The sequence below is a fragment of the Massilia sp. genome, assembly GCF_031995545.1.
Classification (GTDB): Bacteria; Pseudomonadota; Gammaproteobacteria; order Burkholderiales; family Burkholderiaceae_D; genus Telluria.
This window is the reverse complement of the sequence record NZ_DAMAGA010000036.1, coordinates 1-17,480: the sequence shown is the minus strand read 5'-3', so window position 1 is coordinate 17,480 and position 17,480 is coordinate 1. Positions and strand designations below refer to the sequence as shown.

19 protein-coding genes and 1 tRNA gene are annotated in these 17,480 nt (G+C 64.0%); 19 read left to right on the top strand and 1 reads right to left on the bottom strand.

The genetic code is table 11. From position 1 onward, the window contains the following. Nucleotides 1-13 precede the first annotated feature (13 nt). The 8 genes from fabG to RTQ83_RS19630 all read left to right on the top strand — a co-directional run bounded on the left by fabG (nt 14) and on the right by RTQ83_RS19630 (nt 6,085). Nucleotides 14-751, top strand: coding sequence for a 3-oxoacyl-ACP reductase FabG (gene fabG, locus RTQ83_RS19665; RefSeq protein WP_312518264.1), 738 nt, complete (start codon nt 14-16; stop codon nt 749-751). Nucleotides 752-932: 181 nt separating this feature from the next. Continuing rightward, nucleotides 933-1,172: an acyl carrier protein gene (gene acpP, locus RTQ83_RS19660; RefSeq protein WP_020653257.1), complete on the top strand. Its 240-nt coding sequence runs from the start codon at nt 933-935 to the stop codon at nt 1,170-1,172. A gap of 32 nt (nt 1,173-1,204) precedes the next feature. Next, complete coding sequence (fabF, locus tag RTQ83_RS19655; protein ID WP_312518244.1) at nt 1,205-2,452, top strand: beta-ketoacyl-ACP synthase II; 1,248 nt, start codon at nt 1,205-1,207, stop codon at nt 2,450-2,452. A gap of 125 nt (nt 2,453-2,577) precedes the next feature. After that, nucleotides 2,578-3,138, top strand: coding sequence for a protein YgfX (locus RTQ83_RS19650; protein ID WP_312518241.1), 561 nt, complete (start codon nt 2,578-2,580; stop codon nt 3,136-3,138). A gap of 58 nt (nt 3,139-3,196) precedes the next feature. Continuing rightward, nucleotides 3,197-3,799: an RNA polymerase sigma factor RpoE gene (gene rpoE / locus RTQ83_RS19645; protein ID WP_312518238.1), complete on the top strand. Its 603-nt coding sequence runs from the start codon at nt 3,197-3,199 to the stop codon at nt 3,797-3,799. Nucleotides 3,800-3,848: 49 nt separating this feature from the next. After that, on the top strand, nt 3,849-4,184 hold the full coding sequence (locus tag RTQ83_RS19640; protein WP_312518236.1) for a sigma-E factor negative regulatory protein: 336 nt from the start codon (nt 3,849-3,851) through the stop codon (nt 4,182-4,184). Nucleotides 4,185-4,376: 192 nt separating this feature from the next. Then, nucleotides 4,377-5,807 carry a Do family serine endopeptidase gene (locus RTQ83_RS19635; RefSeq protein WP_409456131.1) on the top strand — a complete coding sequence of 477 codons (1,431 nt, stop codon included), beginning with the start codon at nt 4,377-4,379 and terminating at the stop codon, nt 5,805-5,807. Then, nucleotides 5,804-6,085: a glutaredoxin family protein gene (locus RTQ83_RS19630; protein WP_312518232.1), complete on the top strand. Its 282-nt coding sequence runs from the start codon at nt 5,804-5,806 to the stop codon at nt 6,083-6,085. The genes RTQ83_RS19635 and RTQ83_RS19630 overlap by 4 nt, the downstream gene beginning before the upstream one ends. Before the next feature lie 4 nt (nt 6,086-6,089). Here the strand turns inward: RTQ83_RS19630 and RTQ83_RS19625 are convergent, their stop codons facing one another. Beyond that, nucleotides 6,090-7,049, bottom strand: a complete 960-nt coding sequence (locus RTQ83_RS19625) for a hypothetical protein (protein ID WP_312518230.1) — start codon at nt 7,047-7,049, stop codon at nt 6,090-6,092. 366 nt (nt 7,050-7,415) lie between these two features. On the opposite strand from RTQ83_RS19625, the gene lepA reads away from it, so the two are divergent. From lepA to RTQ83_RS19570, 11 genes are all read left to right on the top strand, one after another. Continuing rightward, on the top strand, nt 7,416-9,209 hold the full coding sequence (lepA, locus tag RTQ83_RS19620) for a translation elongation factor 4 (RefSeq protein ID WP_312518228.1): 1,794 nt from the start codon (nt 7,416-7,418) through the stop codon (nt 9,207-9,209). Then, nucleotides 9,209-10,138: a signal peptidase I gene (lepB, locus tag RTQ83_RS19615; protein WP_312518226.1), complete on the top strand. Its 930-nt coding sequence runs from the start codon at nt 9,209-9,211 to the stop codon at nt 10,136-10,138. The genes lepA and lepB overlap by 1 nt, the downstream gene beginning before the upstream one ends. A gap of 16 nt (nt 10,139-10,154) precedes the next feature. Beyond that, on the top strand, nt 10,155-10,574 hold the full coding sequence (locus tag RTQ83_RS19610; RefSeq protein WP_312518223.1) for a DUF4845 domain-containing protein: 420 nt from the start codon (nt 10,155-10,157) through the stop codon (nt 10,572-10,574). 76 nt (nt 10,575-10,650) lie between these two features. Then, a complete protein-coding gene (gene rnc / locus RTQ83_RS19605) occupies nt 10,651-11,445 on the top strand; it encodes a ribonuclease III (protein ID WP_409456130.1) in 795 nt (264 codons plus the stop codon). Between the two features lie 16 nt (nt 11,446-11,461). Beyond that, complete coding sequence (era, locus tag RTQ83_RS19600; RefSeq protein ID WP_312518218.1) at nt 11,462-12,358, top strand: GTPase Era; 897 nt, start codon at nt 11,462-11,464, stop codon at nt 12,356-12,358. A gap of 33 nt (nt 12,359-12,391) precedes the next feature. After that, nucleotides 12,392-13,216: a DNA repair protein RecO gene (gene recO / locus RTQ83_RS19595; RefSeq protein WP_312518215.1), complete on the top strand. Its 825-nt coding sequence runs from the start codon at nt 12,392-12,394 to the stop codon at nt 13,214-13,216. Between the two features lie 24 nt (nt 13,217-13,240). Beyond that, nucleotides 13,241-14,017, top strand: coding sequence for a pyridoxine 5'-phosphate synthase (gene pdxJ, locus RTQ83_RS19590; protein ID WP_312518213.1), 777 nt, complete (start codon nt 13,241-13,243; stop codon nt 14,015-14,017). A gap of 1 nt (nt 14,018) precedes the next feature. After that, nucleotides 14,019-14,444 (top strand): holo-ACP synthase, encoded by a 426-nt coding sequence (acpS, locus tag RTQ83_RS19585; protein ID WP_312518211.1) that lies wholly within the window; start codon nt 14,019-14,021, stop codon nt 14,442-14,444. Next, nucleotides 14,444-16,432: an excinuclease ABC subunit UvrC gene (gene uvrC, locus RTQ83_RS19580; protein ID WP_312518209.1), complete on the top strand. Its 1,989-nt coding sequence runs from the start codon at nt 14,444-14,446 to the stop codon at nt 16,430-16,432. The genes acpS and uvrC overlap by 1 nt, the downstream gene beginning before the upstream one ends. Before the next feature lie 173 nt (nt 16,433-16,605). Then, complete coding sequence (gene pgsA, locus RTQ83_RS19575) at nt 16,606-17,181, top strand: CDP-diacylglycerol--glycerol-3-phosphate 3-phosphatidyltransferase (RefSeq protein ID WP_312518207.1); 576 nt, start codon at nt 16,606-16,608, stop codon at nt 17,179-17,181. A 110-nt stretch (nt 17,182-17,291) separates the two neighbouring features. Beyond that, a tRNA-Gly gene (locus RTQ83_RS19570) sits at nt 17,292-17,367 on the top strand. The last annotated feature ends 113 nt before the right edge of the window (nt 17,368-17,480 follow it).

Below are 17,480 nucleotides of genomic sequence, written 5' to 3'. Positions count from 1 at the left end.
AAAGAGGACAAGAATGAACCTGCAGAACCAAGTCGCCCTCGTCACCGGCGCATCGCGCGGCATCGGCAAGGCCATCGCCCTGGAACTCGCCCGCCAGGGCGCCAAGGTGGTCGGCACCGCCACCAGCGAATCGGGCGCGCAAGCGATCTCGGACTACCTGGCCGAATTCGGCGGCAAGGGCGTCGTGCTGAACGTGCTGGACGCCGAGCGCTGCGCCGCCGTGGTGGATGAAGTGCAGAAGGGCTTCGGCAGTCTGTCGATCCTGGTCAACAATGCCGGCATCACCCAGGACAACCTGGCGATGCGCATGAAAGACGAAGAGTGGGACGGCGTGATCGCCACCAACCTGACCGCCGTCGGCCGCCTGTCGCGCCTGGTACTGCGCGGAATGATGAAGGCCAAGGCTGGCCGCATCATCAACATCACCTCGGTGGTGGGCGCTTCGGGCAACCCGGGCCAGATGAACTACGCCGCGGCGAAAGCCGGCGTGGCCGGCATGACCCGCGCGCTGGCGCGCGAGATCGGCAGCCGCAACATCACCGTCAACTGCGTGGCGCCGGGCTTCATCGACACCGACATGACCAAGGCGCTGGGCGAAGGCCAGCACGAGGCGCTGCTGACGCAGATTCCGCTGGGCCGCCTGGGCCAGCCGGAAGACATCGCGCACGCCGTGGCCTTCCTGGCCGGTCCGCAAGCTGCTTACATCACGGGCACCGAGCTGCACGTGAATGGCGGCATGTACATGAATTAAATATAAAATAAGAGAAAGGCCGGTTTTCGTTTCACTTGAACTGTACGAATTCCGGCGCAATCTCGTCTTTTAGCAGGACTTTCGGAAGAGTTAGCGCCAACTGCCGAAAGTAGTTTTTCAGGTCGCAAACCTGATAAAATGCGCGCACTTTCCGCAACACATACCTTAATGGAGCCAAAACATGTCGGATATCGAACAACGCGTTAAAAAAATCGTCGCTGAGCAACTGGGCGTTGCCGAAGCAGACATCAAAATCGAATCCTCGTTCGTTGACGACCTCGGCGCAGACTCGCTGGACACCGTTGAACTGGTGATGGCACTGGAAGACGAGTTCGAAATGGAAATCCCTGACGAGCAGGCTGAGAAAATCACCACCGTCAAGCAAGCCATCGACTACGCAACCGCGCACGTCAAGGCCTAAGTAGTACGCTTTACAGTTTTTGGGAGAATCGCTTGAGTCGTTCACGCAACCGCCGTGTCGTCGTCACCGGCCTGGGCTGCATTTCACCAATCGGCAACACCGTTGCCGAAGCGTGGGATGCGGCACTGGCCGGCAAGTCGGGCATTGCCGCCATCACCAAGTTTGATGCGTCGCCATTCACGACCCACTTCGCCGGTGAAGTCAAGAACTTCGTCGTCGAAGACTACCTGCCGGGCAAGGAAGGCCGCCACATGGATAGCTTTATCCATTTCGGCATGGCAGCCGGCATCCAGGCCCTGCAGGATTCGGGCCTGACCGTCACCGAAGAGAATGCGGACCGCATCGGCGTCGTGATCGGTTCGGGCATCGGCGGTCTGCCGATGATCGAAGCGACCAAGGAAGAATACGCAAGCCGCGGCGCGCGCCGCATCTCGCCGTTCTTCGTGCCGGCCTCGATCATCAACATGATCTCGGGCGATCTCTCGATCAAGTTCGGCCTGCGCGGCCCGAACCTGGCCATCGTCACCGCCTGCACCACCGGCCTGCACAGCATCGGCGCGGCAGCGCGCCTGATCGAGTACGGCGACGCCGACGTGATGATCGCGGGCGGCGCCGAGTCGACCGTGTCGCCGCTGGGCCTGGGCGGTTTCGCCTCGGCACGCGCACTGTCGACCCGCAACGACGACCCGGCCACCGCCTCCCGTCCGTGGGACCGTGACCGCGACGGCTTCGTGCTGGGCGAGGGCGCCGGTGTCATGGTGCTGGAAGAATACGAACACGCCGTCGCGCGTGGCGCCAAGATCTATGCCGAAGTCATCGGTTTCGGCATGAGCGCGGACGCCAACCACATCACCTCGCCGGTCGAGGATGGTAGCGGCGCGGCGCGCTGCATGGTGGCGGCCCTGAACAACGCCGGCATCAACGGCGACCAGGTGCACTACGTGAATGCGCACGGCACTTCCACGCCGCTGGGCGACGTGGCGGAAGTGCGCGGCATCAAGCGCGTCTTCGGCGACCACGCCAAGAACTTGGTCGTGAACTCGACCAAGTCGATGACCGGCCACCTGCTGGGCGGCGCCGGCGGCCTGGAATCGGTGTTCAGCGTGCTGGCGATCCATCACCAGATCTCGCCACCGACGATCAACATCTTCAACCAGGATCCGGAGTGCGATCTGGACTTCTGCGCCAACACCGCGCGCGAGATGCAGATCGACTATGCCGTCAAGAACTCGTTCGGGTTCGGCGGCACCAACGGCACCCTGGTCTTCGCCAAGGTCTGAAGCAAGGGTTCAACCAACGGTTGAACCAAGCTTGCCCCATCCCGGTCTAATGGGATGGGCGCTTCCCACGGCCCGGCCTGTCTTCCGCTCTGCGGACTGACCTGCCGGCGCCGGCGGAAAGAGGGATGTCCCTCGGCCCGCCGCCTGCTTCCCTGACAGGCAAACCTTTTCCCTCTTGTTATCTCGCCATGTCGATCGCGGTTTCCGCCGTCATCGCGCCGTCGCGCCGCTTGCGCTGGCTGCTTGCCGCCTTCGGCGCGGCCCTGTGCGCGGCCGCCGTGGCCGTGGGCCTGCTGCTGCCTGCGCGCTTCGCCTTCGGCGCCGCTGTCGCGTGCGCGCCGCTTTTCGCCGCGCTGTTACTGGGCTATTCGTGCACGGTTTTGCCCGCCGCGGCAACGGCGCGCCGGATTGATATATCTGGAGTTGGGCAGCTACGCGTGACGGTACAACAGGACATGTCCGAAAACGGTGCAGCGGTGCTGCTGCTGCCGGGCGCGACCGTCTGGCCCTGCTGCATGCTGCTGCGTCTGCGCTTCGAGGACGGCGCGGTACGGCCGCTGCTGCTGTTGCCCGACAGCGTGGGCCCGGGGCAGTACCGGGCGCTGGCGGTGGCGGTGCGTGCAGTCGCGGGCGGCGCCGCGGCGCTCTGGCCGCCGGCGGCGCACGGTGAACACAAAATAGGTTGAACTTTATTGCAGGAGGCCAACTCTTAGGTAGGGTGGGCCGCCAACTGGGGCATGGTCCGTGACGACAGAACGCGAGGGTGATCAGCTGTTGGTAGAGCGCGTCCAGGCCGGCGACCGGCAGGCCTTCGACCTGCTCGTGTCCAAATACCAGCGCCGCCTGATGCGCCTGGTGTCGCGGCTGGTTCACGATCCCGCCGAGGCCGAAGACGTTGTACAGGAAACCTTTATTAAAGCATTCCGGGCGCTGCGCCATTTCCGTGGCGATTCGGCGTTCTATACTTGGCTCTATCGAATAGGAATCAATACTGCAAAAAACTTTCTAGTGACGCAAGGCAGGCGCGCACCGACCTCGACCGAGGCGGATGCCGAGCGCGCCGAAGGATTCGATGACGCAGATAGCTTGCGCGACATTAATACACCGGAATCGGTACTCGCCAGCAAGCAGATCGCCCATACAGTGAACGCGGCCATGGAAGCATTGCCGCTGGAATTGCGCACGGCAATTGTCTTGCGCGAAATCGAAGGACTCAGCTACGAGGAAATCTCCGAAGTGATGGCCTGTCCAATAGGTACCGTGCGTAGCCGGATTTTCCGGGCGCGCGAAGTCATTGCCGAGAAATTGCGCCCTTTGCTCGATTTCCCGGTTGACAAACGTCGGTAGGTAGCGGGATCGTACGAACACAGCATATATTGAATGAAGACCGACGTCGATGGACGCACCGATGGACACCAATAGAAAATTACGCGAGCACATTTCTGCTTTTAAAGATGGCGAATTGCCGGACGCCGATGTGGAGCTGGCCCTGGCCGCCATGCACGGCAGCGACGGGCAACTCGCCTGGAACCTGTATCACCTGATCGGCGACACCCTGCGCCAGACCGACGGCGCCGGCGCGGCCACCGTTCCCTTGCCGGGCCTGTCGCCGGCCTTCGGCGCACGCCTGGCCGAACGGCTGGCGGTCGAGCCGTTGCCGGCGCGGCGGTCCATCGTCTCGTCCGAACCGGCCGGGCTGGCGGCGGTGCTGGCCAAGTCGGCATCCAGCTAAATACCCACCTCTACCGGGGCGCGCCGCACAGGCTGGAGCGGCGCGACAAAGCGCTGGAATTGGCTTACCATTAAGTCAATTCCAGACTTGCCCAACCCTATCCCCATGACACGTAAAACCGCCAGCCTGCCTTGCCAGAACGCCCGCACCGGCGTCCGGCCAACCTCTCTCTCCATCCTCCTGTCGGCGCTGATGCTGTCCGGCGCCGTCGCCTTCCAGGCGCCGGCCCTGGCCCAGACCCAGGGCGCCGTGCCGGCCCAGAGCCAGACGCCGCTGGTTACCGGCTTGCCCGACTTTTCCAACCTGATCGACAAGGCCGGCCCGGCCGTGGTGAATATCCGCACCACCGAGCGCGTGATGCGCGGTGGCGGTGGCGGCGCCGAAGACGAGATGCTGGAACTGTTCCGCCGTCACTTCGGCATGCAGATCCCGCGCGGCGGCCGCCGCGGTCCGCAGCAGCAGGAAGAGCAGGAAGTCCAGCGCGGCGTCGGTTCCGGCTTCCTGATTTCGGGCGACGGCTTCGTGCTGACCAATGCCCACGTGGTCGAGGGCGCCGACGAAGTCACCGTCACGCTCACCGACCGCCGCGAGTTCAAGGCCAAGGTGCTGGGCGCCGACCGCCGTTCCGACGTCGCCGTGCTGAAACTCGACGCCAAGGGCCTGCCGTTCCTGCGTACCGGCGACTCGAGCAAGATCCGGGTCGGCGAATGGGTGGTGGCGATCGGTTCGCCGTTCAACCTCGACAATACCGTGACCGCCGGCATTATTTCGGCCAAGTCGCGTGATACCGGCGACTTCCTGCCGCTGATCCAGAGTGACGTCGCGGTCAATCCGGGTAATTCCGGCGGTCCCCTGATCAATATGCGCGGCGAGGTCATCGGCATCAACTCGCAGATCGCGACCCTGTCCGGCGCCTATAACGGCATCTCGTTCGCAGTGCCGATCGACGAAGTGATGCGCGTCGCCGAGCAGCTCAAGCAGAGCGGACGCGTGACGCGCGGCCGCCTGGGCGTGCAGATCAGCGAAGTCACGCGCGACGTGGCCGAGTCGCTCGGCCTGGGCAAGGCGCGCGGCGCCGAAGTCTCGATGGTCGAGCCGGGCGGCCCGGCGGAGAAGGGCGGAATCAAGGTCGGCGACATCATCCTGCAGTTCAACAAGCAGCCGATCGAAACCACGCGCGACCTGCCGCGCCTGGTCGGTGCCGCCAAGGTCGGCAGCCGCGCCAGCGTCACCGTGTGGCGCCGCGGCGCCCAGGTCGAGGTGCCGGTCACCATCGTCGAGCTGCAGGACGAGAAGACCGCGCCGAACGGCCGCCCGGTGCCGAAGAAGCCGGCGCCAAGCGCCACGCCGAACGCGCTGGGACTGCACGTGACCGACGTGCCGGCCGCCGACAAGCGCGAACTGGGCATCGACAACGGCGTGCTGGTCGAGCATGTGCAGGGCGTGGCCGCCACCGCCGGCATCCAGCCGGGTGACCTGGTGCTGCAGTGGAATAACACGCCGGTGACGGGTGCCCAGCAGTTCAATGCGCTGCTGGCAAAGCACGACAAGACCAAGCCGGTGGCCCTGCTGGTGCAGCGCGAAGGAACAACGCAGTACCTGACCCTCAAGCCGCGTCCGTGAGCGTAGTAAACCCGGCACCAGCGATCGCGTTCACCCTGTACTCGCGCAGCTGGTGCCACCTGTGCGAAGACATGCTGACGGCGCTGCGCGCGCTCGAGCCGCCAGGCCGGCGGTTCGAGATCGACGTGATCGACGTCGATGCCGCCCCAAGCCTGGTGGCGCGCTTCGACGAGCTGGTGCCCGTCCTGTACGGCGACCTGGCTGAACCTGAGCTGTGCCACTACTTCCTCGACCGCGAGGCTGTAGTGCGCTATCTGGCCGCGCAGGGCGCCGCCTAGGCGTTCAGGCTGCGGCCAGTTCCCGCGTATCGTTGGCCGCGTGGCCCAGCAGCGCCTGCATGAAGGCGCGCTTCGGCGCGCTGCGCGGGCTGTTCCAGAAACTCTCCAGCCAGGCCTGCGGCCGCCCGTCGTGATCGATGCGCAGCACGTAGGGCCGCCCCATCATCTCGGCGTGCACATAGGTGGCGAAGCATTCGGCGAAATCGTCGTAGGGATTGGTCGCGCCATACAGGCTGGGAAAATCGCTCAGCTCCAGTCCGGCATACGCCGAGACCAGCGCGTCGCTCTCCAGTTTGTTCACGCCGTAGAAGTCGACCACGCCGCGCAGATCGAAGTCACTGCCGGCGCGCGCCACGAAGCGCCCGGCCTCGTCCGTCGTCCAGCTCAGGTCGAGGAAGGGGAAGGCGCGCTGAGGTACCGGTTCCCACCAGCGCGGCAGGAAATCCCCGTCCGCGCTGAGCACGTGACCGAATTCGTGCAGCAGCAGGAACTGCAGCGCGCCGGCGCGGGTGTCGTCGTGCGCGTCGGCGAGCGCGGTATCGACCGTGAAGCCGGGCCCGCCATGGAAGGGCAGGTTGTCCTTCCATGTCGCCCAGGCATTGGCGCCGCGTTCGCCCATCAGGTCGAGGTCGAGCAGCACGATACAGCCCAGCAGGCGGCCATCGTCGGCATCGACGACGATATCGGTGATCCCGCACGACCCCAGGCCACGGCCGACACAGATGCCGAGCAGGCGCGGCGCGACCAGCGCCCGCACGGCGGCCGGCATGCCCGCCAGCGCCGCCTCCAGGTCGGCCTGCAGATCAGGATCGATCCCGGCCGCTTCCGGCACCGCATCGACACCGGTGGCGAGGTTCACCTGGTGCACGAAATCGCGCACCACGGGCGGTAGCGGCAGCAGGCGCTGGTGCAGGGGAAGCTGAAACAGTTCGGTCCAGGCAAGCGGAGTCGGTGTCGAAATCATGGCGTCAAGAGGCAGGCGCGGCGCCGATGCGCCAATGCTTTCTTAACGGCTGAGCTGGTAATTACTTGAAGGCAATTGAACATTGCCTCAACGGCAGGGGCGAGGGAAGGCGCCAACCCCAGAAACCGGGCTTTCTAACCCGAAATCCGGTAAAATGCGGGGCTTGGCGGCTTCGATTGCCCGGTTTCGCGATTCCAGCCCTCTCTAAAGCGCGTGCCTGAGAAGAATGGTTCTTCCGGCGCTGCGCTTTTTTGCGCTTGCTGTTTCGCGTGCTGTCCGATTTCTTGTTCGTGTTCCGCCGGCGCCAATGCGCCGGCCTGGCGTGCTTATCCTGCGTGCCATCCTTTTTGGTTTTGATTTTTGTTAATGAAAAACATACGTAACTTCTCCATCATCGCCCACATCGACCACGGCAAATCGACCCTGGCCGACCGCATCATCCAACTGTGCGGCGGGCTGTCGGAACGCGAAATGGATGCGCAGGTGCTCGACTCGATGGACATCGAACGCGAACGCGGCATCACCATCAAGGCCCAGACCGCGGCGCTGCAGTACAAGGCGCGCGACGGCCAGGTCTACAACCTGAACCTGATCGACACCCCCGGCCACGTCGACTTCAGCTATGAAGTCAGCCGCTCGCTGTCGGCCTGCGAAGGCGCGCTGCTGGTGGTCGACGCGTCGCAGGGCGTGGAAGCGCAGACGGTCGCCAACTGCTATACCGCGCTCGACCTGGGCGTGGAAGTGGTGCCGATCCTGAACAAGATCGACCTGCCGCACGCCGACCCGGACAACGCCAAGAAAGAAATCGAGGACGTGATCGGCATCGACGCGTCCGACGCCACCGTGTGCTCGGCCAAGACCGGCCTGGGCGTGGAAGACGTGCTGGAAACCCTGATCGCCAAGGTCCCGCCGCCGGAAGGCGACCCGGACGCGCCGCTGCAGGCGCTGATCGTCGATTCCTGGTACGACCCGTATGTGGGCGTGGTGATGCTGGTGCGCGTGGTCAATGGCACCCTGCGTCCGAAGGACAAGATCCTCTTGATGGCAACCGAGTCGGTGAACCTGGTGGAAAACATCGGCGTGTTCACCCCGCGCTCGGTGTCGCTGCCGCAACTGACCGCCGGCCAGGTGGGCTTCATCATCGCCGGCATCAAGGAACTGACCGCCGCCAAGGTGGGCGATACCGTGACCCTGGCCAACAAGCCGGCGCCGGCGCCGCTGCCCGGCTTCAAGGAAGTCCAGCCGCAGGTGTTCGCCGGCCTGTTCCCGGTGGAAGCGAACCAGTACGACGCGCTGCGCGACTCGCTGGAAAAGCTCAAGCTCAACGACGCCGCCCTGATGTACGAGCCGGAAGTGTCGCAGGCGCTGGGCTTCGGCTTCCGCTGCGGCTTCCTCGGCCTGCTGCACATGGAAATCGTGCAGGAACGCCTGGAGCGCGAATTCGACATGGACCTGATCACGACGGCCCCGACCGTGGTGTACGAGGTCGAGATGCGCGACGGCTCCATCATCCGCGTCGACAATCCGTCCAAGATGCCGGAACCGTCGAAGATCAACGAAGTGCGCGAGCCGATCGTCGACGTCAACCTGTACATGCCGCAAGAGTACGTGGGCGCGGTGATGACCCTGTGTAACGGCAAGCGCGGCATCCAGATGGACATGGCCTACCACGGCCGCCAGGTGAAATTGCACTACGAAATCCCGATGGCCGAGATCGTGCTCGACTTCTTCGATCGCCTGAAGTCGACCTCGCGCGGCTACGCCTCGATGGACTACGAGTTCAAGGAAAACCGCGCCGCCGACGTGGTCAAGGTCGACATGCTGATCAACAGCGAAAAGGTCGATGCGCTGGCGATCATCGTGCACCGCGCCAACGCGCCGTACCGCGGCCGCCAGGTGGCGGCCAAGATGCGCGAACTGATTCCGCGCCAGATGTTCGACGTGGCGATCCAGGCCGCGATCGGCGCCACCATCATCTCGCGCGAAAACGTCAAGGCGCTGCGCAAGAACGTGCTGGCCAAGTGCTACGGCGGCGACATCTCGCGTAAGAAGAAACTGCTTGAGAAACAAAAAGCCGGTAAGAAACGCATGAAGCAGGTCGGTTCGGTGGAGATTCCGCAGGAAGCCTTCCTTGCCATTCTCCAGGTGGAAGACAAATAATGAATCTGCAGCCGATCCTGAGCAATTTCGCCTTGATCCTGTTCGTGGCGATGGTGATCACGGGCGTGATCTGGTGCCTCGATACCTTTGTGTTGTCGAAGCAGCGCCGCCGCGCCGCGGACGCCGCGCTGCGCGAGTACGATGCGCGCAACGCCAAGCTGTCGGCTGACGGCATCAAGCTCGACAGCAATGGCAACCGGCTCGCGATCGAGCAGGCGCACCTGCGCCAGCCGACCTGGGTCGAATATTCGGGCAGCTTCTTCCCGGTGATCGCGCTGGTGTTCATCCTGCGCTCGTTCCTGTGGGAGCCGTTCAAGATCCCGTCGTCGTCGATGGTGCCGACCCTGCTGGTGGGCGACTTCATCCTGGTGAACAAGTACACCTACGGCATCCGCCTGCCGATCATCAACAAGAAGGTGATCCAGGTGAACGATCCGCAGCGCGGCGACGTCATGGTGTTCAAGTACCCGAAGGACATGAACCAGGATTACATCAAGCGCGTCGTTGGCGTGCCCGGTGATAAAATCAGCTACGCCGACAAGCGCTTGACGGTCAACGGCAAGGCGGTCGAATACACCGCCCTCGACGACTACCTGGACGACCAGCATCCGGAATACCACAAGCAGTTCGTCGAGAGTCTGCCGGGGCCGAACGGCGTGACCCAGCACCGCATCCTGAATACCGACGGCCGCCGTAGTATCGACATCGGCGCGGTGGATGAGTTCCCGCTGCGCGAAGCGTGCGAATACAGCTTCGACAAGTTCACCTGCACCGTGCCTGAAGGCCATTACTTCATGATGGGCGACAACCGCGACAACAGTGCCGACAGCCGCTACTGGGGTTTTGTTCCGGACCGCAACATCGTGGGCAAGGCCTTCGTGGTCTGGATGAACTTCGGCAAGTTCGACCGCATCGGCGGCATCAAGTAACGCACGAAAGGTGCCCATGGATCGCAACCAGCTGTGCAATTCGAACGCCGAACGTGGCATCTCGATCACCAGCCTGATCCTGGTGCTGGCCGTGCTTGGCGTGGCCGGCATCTTCGCCATGCGCCTGATCCCGGCCTACATCGAGTACAACGCGATCAAGAAGGCGATCGTGAATGCCAGGCAGAGCGGCGGCACGGTGCGCGACATGCAGGCGGCGTTCGACCGTAATGCCGACATCAATAATGTCGACGCGATTACCGGGCGCGACCTGGTGATCACCCGTGACACGGGCGAGCCGCAGATCAGCTTCGCCTACGAAAAGCGGCTGCCGCTGGCCGGCAACGTCAGCCTGGTGATCGACTTCGAAGGCACCACCGACCCGAGCGGCGTGGTGGCCGAAGCCGACGGAGCCAGCGACACGCAAGCGGCGCGCTGATCCGCGCCGTTCAGTTAAGCTCACCACATCAAGAACCATGCGGCAGGGGTGTCCCGGCCGCCACGAAACATCGACAATGAATCTTCAGTTATTGCAAACGCGCTTGGGGTATACGTTCCGGGATATCGGGCTGCTGCAACAAGCCCTGACCCACCGTAGCCATAGCAGTCTGCATAACGAGCGCCTGGAATTCCTGGGCGACTCGATCCTGAACTGCGTCGTGGCCTCGATCCTGTACGAACGCTTCAGCGCACTCGACGAGGGCGACCTGTCGCGCCTGCGCGCCAACCTGGTCAAGCAGCAGACGCTGTTCGAGATCGCCCAGAAACTCAACCTGTCGCAGTTCCTGCGCCTGGGCGAGGGCGAACTCAAGTCGGGCGGCTTCCGCCGTCCGTCGATCCTGGCCGACACGCTGGAAGCGCTGCTGGGCGCGATCTTCCTCGACAGCGGCTTCGACAGCGCACGTGAAGCGATCCGTGCCTTCTACATCCCGCTGCTGGATTCGGTCGATCCCGGCACGCTGGGCAAGGATGCCAAGACCCTGCTGCAGGAATTTTTGCAGGCCAAGCGCATCCCGCTGCCGACCTATAACGTGATCGCCACCCACGGCGCGGCACATAGCCAGGAATTCGAGGTCGAATGCCTGGTACCGAAGCTGAACGTGCAGGTGTTCGGCCGCGGCGGCAGCCGCCGCGCCGCCGAGCAGGCCGCCGCGCAGCTGGCGCTGGACGCCGGCCAGCAAGCCCTGAGCCGCGCCCCGGGCGCGCGCAAGGGCAAGCCGCGCGCCGCCCAGCTCAAGCTGGCGGGTATCGGCACCAATCAATCCGACGCGGATGCCGGCCAGGCCGACGCCCCTGCGCAATCGAAATAACCAGGACCACCATCGTATGAGCACTACCCCCGAAAACTTCCGCTGCGGCTATATCGCCATCGTCGGCCGTCCGAACGTCGGCAAGTCGACCCTGATGAACGTGCTGATCGGCGCCAAGGTGTCGATCACTTCGCGCAAGGCCCAGACCACGCGCCACCGCATCACCGGCGTCCAGACCCGCGACGACGCCCAGTTCATCTATGTCGACACGCCCGGCTTCCAGACCCGTCATGCGAACGCGCTGAACAAGACGCTGAACAAGACCGTCTCGAACACCCTGACCGCATCCGACGTGGTGCTGTTCCTGGTCGAAGCCGGCACCTTCGGCGCCGCCGACGAGCAGGTGCTGAACCTGCTGCCGAAGAATGTGCCGGTGGTACTGGTCATCAATAAATCGGACCGCGTCAAGGACAAGGCGGTGCTGATGCCGTTCGCGCAGAAGATCGCCGCCATGCACCCGTTCACGGCCGTGGTGCCGGTGTCGGCCAAGATGCGCTTCCAGGTCGATGCCCTGGAAAACGAGATCAAGCGCCACCTGCCGGAAAACGCGCCGGTGTTCGGCCCGGACGACATCACCGACCGCAGCGAGAAATTCCTGGCGGCCGAGATCGTGCGCGAAAAAGTGTTCCGCCTGCTGGGCGACGAATTGCCGTACACCAGCACCGTCCTGATCGAGCAGTTCGAACAGGAAGGCAACCTGCGCCGCATCTTCGCCGCCATCCTGGTCGAGCGCGACACCCATAAATCGATGATCATCGGTAACAAGGGTGCGCGCCTGAAAGAGATCTCGACCCAGTCGCGCCTGGACATGGAAAAGCTGTTCGGCGGGCCGGTGTACCTGGAAATCTGGGTCAAGGTCAAATCGGGCTGGGCCGACAACGAAGCCGGCCTGCGCGCCTACGGCTACGAGTAATTCCCACCACGCCAGGAGCCTGTCCTCACGCGCATGCCCAGCCACGACGACTTCCTCGACGACAGCCCGGAACTGAGTTCGTCCCCCGGCGTGCAGTCCGGCGCGCCCGCGCCAGCGGCCAAGCGCGCCCGTCCCCCGGCGCGCGACGGCGGCCGCGTCACCGGCCAGCCCGGCTTCGTACTGCACAGCTATCCGTATAAAGAAACCAGCCTGATCGTCGATATGTTCACGCGCGACCACGGCCGCATCGGCCTGGTGGCGAAGGGCGCCAAGCGCCCGCTGTCGAAGCTGCGCGGAGTGCTGCAAACCTTCCAGCCCTTGTCCGTGTCGTGGAGCGGCAAGTCCGAACTGCGCACCCTGATCGACGCCGAATGGGTCGGCGGCATGCTGCCGCTGGAACGCACCGCGCTGCTGTGCGGCTTTTACCTGAACGAACTTTTAGTGAAACTGCTGGCCCGCGACGACCGCCATCCGGCCCTGTTCGACCATTATGTCTCGACGCTGAACCAGTTGGCCCACGGCGAACCGGCGCAAATCGTCTTGCGAAAATTCGAAAGAGCCCTACTTAAGGAGACAGGCGTCGCTGCCGACCTGAGCCGTTGCACGACAACCCGCAGCCGGGTCGAGCCGGGCCTGGACTATGTGGTCGATCCGGAAAAGGGCGCGCGCGAAGCTGGTAGCGGCGAAGTGTGGCCCGTGGTGTCGGGCAAGACCTTGCTGGACATGGAGCGCGAGGATTATGCCGACCCGGCGACCCAGGCGCAGAGCAAGCAGCTGATGCGTTTTTTGCTGGCGCACCAATTGAACGGGCAACCGCTCAACACGCGCCAGATTTTGATCGATTTGATGCAACTGTAAGAGTGTAAGAAAGTAAGGGCGAACATGAGCTTCCTGCAACCCGCCGGCCAGGTGATCGACCTGGGCGTGAACATCGACCACGTCGCCACCGTACGCAACGCGCGCGGCACGACCTACCCGGACCCGCTGCGCGCCGCGCTGCTGGCCGAGCAGGCCGGCGCCGACCTGATCACGCTGCACCTGCGCGAAGACCGCCGCCACATCAAGGATGCCGACGTGCTGGCGCTGCGTCCGCTGTTGATGACGCGCATGAACCTGGAAGCGGCGGTGACGCGCGAGATGATCGATTTCGCCTGCCAGGTCAAGCCGCAGGACGTGTGCCTGGTGCCCGAGCGGCGCGAGGAAGTCACCACCGAAGGCGGGCTGGACGTGGTGCGTTACTACAATGAAGTCGAAGCGGCGGTGAAGCAGCTCAAGGAAGAGGGCATCCGCGTGTCGTTGTTCATCGACGCCGACGCGCGCCAGATCGAAGCCGCCGCTGCCGTGGGCGCGACCGTGATCGAACTGCACACCGGGCGCTATGCCGAAGCCGAGGGCGAAGAGGTTGCACGCGAGCTCGACCGCATCAAGCTCGGCGTGCACGAAGGCGCGAAACGCGGCCTGCGCGTGAACGCCGGCCATGGCCTGCACTACACCAACGTCCAGCCGGTGGCGGCGATCGCCGACATCCACGAACTGAACATCGGCCACGCGATCGTCGGCCACGCGCTGTTCGTCGGCTGGGAAAACGCGGTGCGCGAGATGAAGGCGATCATGGTCGCCGCTCGCCTCGGCGTGTCGTACGCCAAGCAGGGAGCCTGAGATGATCTACGGCATCGGCACCGACATCGTCCAGATCTCGCGTGTCGAGGCCGCCCTCGCACGCAGCGGCCCGCGCTTTGCCGAGAAGATCCTCGGCCCGCAAGAGCTGGCCAAATACCATGCCCGCAGCGCCAAGAACGCGGTGCGCGGGCTGCGCTTCCTGGCCACCCGTTTCTCGGCCAAGGAAGCGTTCTCCAAAGCCATCGGCATGGGCATGCGCATGCCCATGACCTGGCGCTCGATGCAGATGCTCAATGACCCGAGCGGCAAGCCGGTCATCGTCTGCAGCGGCGCGCTCGACGAATTCATGCGCCACAACCGGCTGAGCGCCCAGGTATCGATCAGCGACGAGGCCGACTACGGCGTCGCCTTCGTGATCGTGACCCAGGCCGCGGCCGCATCATCAGCGTCATCAACGGTAGATTAATGTCCGAAGCAAAACCCGATGGATCCCAGGGCGGTGTCGACCTCACGCCCGAACTGGCGGCGCGCCTGGGGCGCGAGCGCCTCGGCGAAGCGCGCGAGCAGGCCCGCGCCGACGCCAACCGCGACCTCAGTCCCGAGGTGAAGGCCGATACGCGGGCCCAGGTGCTGGCCACCGTCAGCCGCCTGCCGCCGCTGCCCGGCGTGTACCGCTATTTCGACGGCGCCGACAACGTGCTGTACGTCGGCAAGGCGCGCAACCTCAAGAATCGCGTGTCGAGCTATTTCCAGAAGAATCTGTCCAGCCCGCGTATCGCGATGATGGTGTCGCAGATCGCGCGCCTCGAGACCACCGTGGTCAGCAGCGAGGCCGAAGCGCTGATTCTGGAAAACAACCTGATCAAGTCGCTCAAGCCGCGCTACAACATCCTGTTCCGCGACGACAAGAGCTACCCGTACATCAAGATCACCGGCGGCAAGGCCCCGCGGCTGGCCTATTACCGTGGTGCGCTGGACAAGAAGAACCAGTATTTCGGACCTTTCCCCAGCGCCTGGGCGGCCAAGGAATCGATCCAGCTGCTGCAGCGCGTGTTCATGCTGCGCACTTGCGAAGACAGCGTGTACTCGAACCGCACGCGGCCGTGCCTGCTGCACCAGATCGGCCGCTGCAGCGCGCCGTGCGTCGACCTGATCACACCCGAGGATTACAAGCTCGACGTCGAGAACGCGGCGCGCTTCCTGCGCGGTCGCCAGAGCGAAGTCATGGCCGACCTCGAGCAGAAGATGCAGAACTATGCGATGGACCTCAAGTTCGAGCAGGCCGCCGGCGTGCGCAACCAGATCCAGGCGCTGTCCAAAGTGCTGCACGCGCAGAGCATGGAAACCACGGGCGACGCCGACGTCGACGTGATCGCCGTGGTAGTGCAGGGCGGCCGCGCCTGCGTCAACCTGGCGATGGTGCGCGGCGGGCGCCACCTGGGCGACCGCGCCTACTTCCCGAGCCATGTCGGCGATTCGCTCGGTGAATGCCCGATCGAGGTCGAAGTGTTGTGCGCCTTCCTGGCCCAGCATTACGCGGGCCAGTTCATCCCGGGCACGCTGATCATGAACGTCGAGTTCGACCAGCCGGAGCTGATCCTGGCCCTGGCCGAGCAATGTGGCCACCGCATCAACCTGGTGCTGCAGCCGGGCGGCCAGCGCCGCCAGTGGCTCGAGATGGCGCAGAAGGGCGGCGAGATCGCGCTGGCGCGGCTGCTGTCCGAGCAGGGCTCGCAGCAGGCGCGCACGCGCGCACTGGCCGACGTGCTGCAACTCGACAGCGAGGAGCTCGACACCCTGCGCATCGAGTGCTTCGACATCAGCCACACGGCGGGCGAGGCGACGCAGGCCTCGTGCGTGGTGTTCCATCACCACCAGATGCAGAACGGGGAATATCGCCGCTTCAACATCAACGGCATCACGCCGGGCGACGATTACGCCGCCATGCGCCAGGTCTTGACGCGGCGCTACGAAAAGGTCGCGGCGGCGGTCGAGGCGGGCGAGGGCGTCATGCCCGACATCGTGCTGGTCGACGGCGGTAAGGGCCAGGTGGAAATGGCGCGCCAGGTGTTCACCGAGCTGGGGCTGGACATCTCGATGATCGTCGGCGTGGCCAAGGGCGAAGGCCGCCGCGTGGGCCTGGAAACCCTGATCTTCGCCGATGGCCGTGCGCCGCAGGAGCTGGGCAAGGAATCGGCGGCGCTGATGCTGGTGGCCATGATCCGCGACGAAGCGCACCGCTTCGCCATCACCGGCATGCGCGCCAAGCGCGCCAAGGCACGCCAGGCCTCGCGCCTGGAAGAGATCGAAGGCATCGGCGCCAAGCGCCGCCAGCGCCTGCTGGCACGCTTCGGCGGCCTGCGCGGCGTGGTCGACGCCAGCGTGGAAGACCTGATGACGGTGGAAGGCATTTCGAGCGCGCTGGCGGAAGAGATTTATCGGCAGCTGCATTGATTGGTAGGGTTGGCGGCTTTGCCGCCGACCCTACGTCAACCATCCTCTTCATTAACCCGTTGAGCTGGATATCACCCGCTTTCTCCCGGATACAGCTGAGCCGAATGGCCCAAACACGCATATCCCATGTAGACTTACGGCCAAGCATTTTTCCACGGTAATCAGTTCTTCCCATGCCTTTTAACATCCCCATTCTCCTGACCTGGTTACGCGTCGCCCTGATTCCCCTGGTCGTCGGCCTGTTCTACCTGCCCACCGACTGGATCACCCTGCCGGAACGCAACCTGGCCGCCACCGTGGTCTTCATCGTCGCCGCCATCACCGACTGGTTCGACGGTTTCCTGGCACGCCGCTGGAACGAAACCTCGGCCTTCGGCGCTTTCCTCGATCCGGTGGCCGACAAGCTGATGGTGGCCGGCGCGTTGCTGGTGCTGGTCCAGCTCGACCGCGTGAACGCGGTGATCGCCTTCATCATCATCGGCCGCGAGATCACGATCTCGGCACTGCGCGAATGGATGGCCCAGATCGGCGCCACCAAGTCGGTAGCAGTGAGCTCGCTCGGCAAGATCAAGACCGCGGCCCAGATGACGGCGATTCCGATGCTGCTGTTCCACGACCGCCTGTTCGGCATCGACATCCATTTCTGGGGCGACTATCTGCTGTGGGTGGCAGGTGTGCTGACCGTGTGGTCGATGTTCTATTACCTGCGCCGGGCCTGGCCGCTGATCAAGGAGAAGGCGCCGCATTAGCCTTCGGGTAGTCAGATGAGTAATTTGTTTCGTGGCATCCTTGACGTACAGAATAGAATCTCTATAATGCCTGCCTGTTGCGACAACAACGCAGCAGAATGAAAGACGAAGCGGGAGTAGCTCAGTTGGTAGAGCGCAACCTTGCCAAGGTTGAGGTCGAGAGTTCGAGACTCTTCTCCCGCTCCAGTTTCGACTGGGGCAGCAGGTAGTAAAGTAGTGGCGTAGTAAATTGTAAGACTCCAATGCGGGAGTAGCTCAGTTGGTAGAGCGCAACCTTGCCAAGGTTGAGGTCGAGAGTT